Annotated in this window: 1 protein-coding gene and 1 pseudogene; both read left to right on the forward strand. The window is 71.6% G+C overall.

The annotated features are described in order from the left end of the window. Positions 1-99: pseudogene (locus ADK60_RS24085) on the forward strand (roadblock/LC7 domain-containing protein); the annotation flags it as partial. Between the two features lie 161 nt (positions 100-260). Then, on the forward strand, positions 261-686 hold the full coding sequence (locus tag ADK60_RS24090; RefSeq protein ID WP_030396694.1) for a DUF742 domain-containing protein: 426 nt from the start codon (positions 261-263) through the stop codon (positions 684-686). The last annotated feature ends 47 nt before the right edge of the window (positions 687-733 follow it).

The raw sequence follows: 733 nt of genomic DNA on the forward strand, positions 1-733 counted from the left end.
GGCCTGGTCGGCTACGAGATGGCCCTCCTCGTCGACCGCGCCGGCGCGGTCCTCACCCCCGCACTCCGCGCAGAACTCCAGGGCAGTCTCCTGCACTGAGTCGCCCTGAGCGGTACTTCAACCGTCCCACCTCCCCGCCGGGTCCGACCCGACCGGACCCGGCGTTCCGCCCTCAGCTACCCTCAGGCAGCTGATTTCGCCTCAGCTGGCATCGCCCCAGCTGGAACCGGCTGCCCCAGGCTGCAGCACAAGGAGGACCCATGACCCCGCCTTCGAATCCCGCCGGCTCGTACGGCAATGGGTACGGCAGCGGCTACGGCGGGCAGCAGTCCGACGGCTACGAGCAGCAGCCGCTGGTCCGCCCGTACGCGATGACCGGTGGCCGCACCCGGCCGCGGTACCAGCTCGCGATCGAGGCCCTGATCTCGACCACCGGCTCCGCCGAGCGGACCGGTGGCCTGCTGCCCGAGCACGCCCGGATCGTCAACCTCTGCCGAGAGGTCAAGTCCATCGCGGAGATCTCCGCGCTCGCCGGTGTCCCGCTCGGTGTCGCCCGGATCCTCGTGGCCGACCTGGCCGAGGCCGGTCTCGTCGCCATCCACCAGCCCGCCGCCGCGGGCGAGTCGGGCGGAACGCCCGACGTCACGCTGCTCGAAAGGGTCCTCAGTGGACTTCGCAAGCTCTAACGCGGCCGCCCCCACCCGCGCCACCACCTCCGCGAAGATCGTCGTCG

This window comes from Streptomyces sp. XY431, from assembly GCF_001279805.1.
GTDB lineage: Bacteria > Actinomycetota > Actinomycetes > Streptomycetales > Streptomycetaceae > Kitasatospora > Kitasatospora purpeofusca.

Coding starts and splice junctions, on each gene's coding strand:
- ADK60_RS24090 (WP_030396694.1), top strand. CDS start 261: ATGACCCCGCCTTCGAATCCCGCCGGCTCGTACGGCAATGGGTACGGC.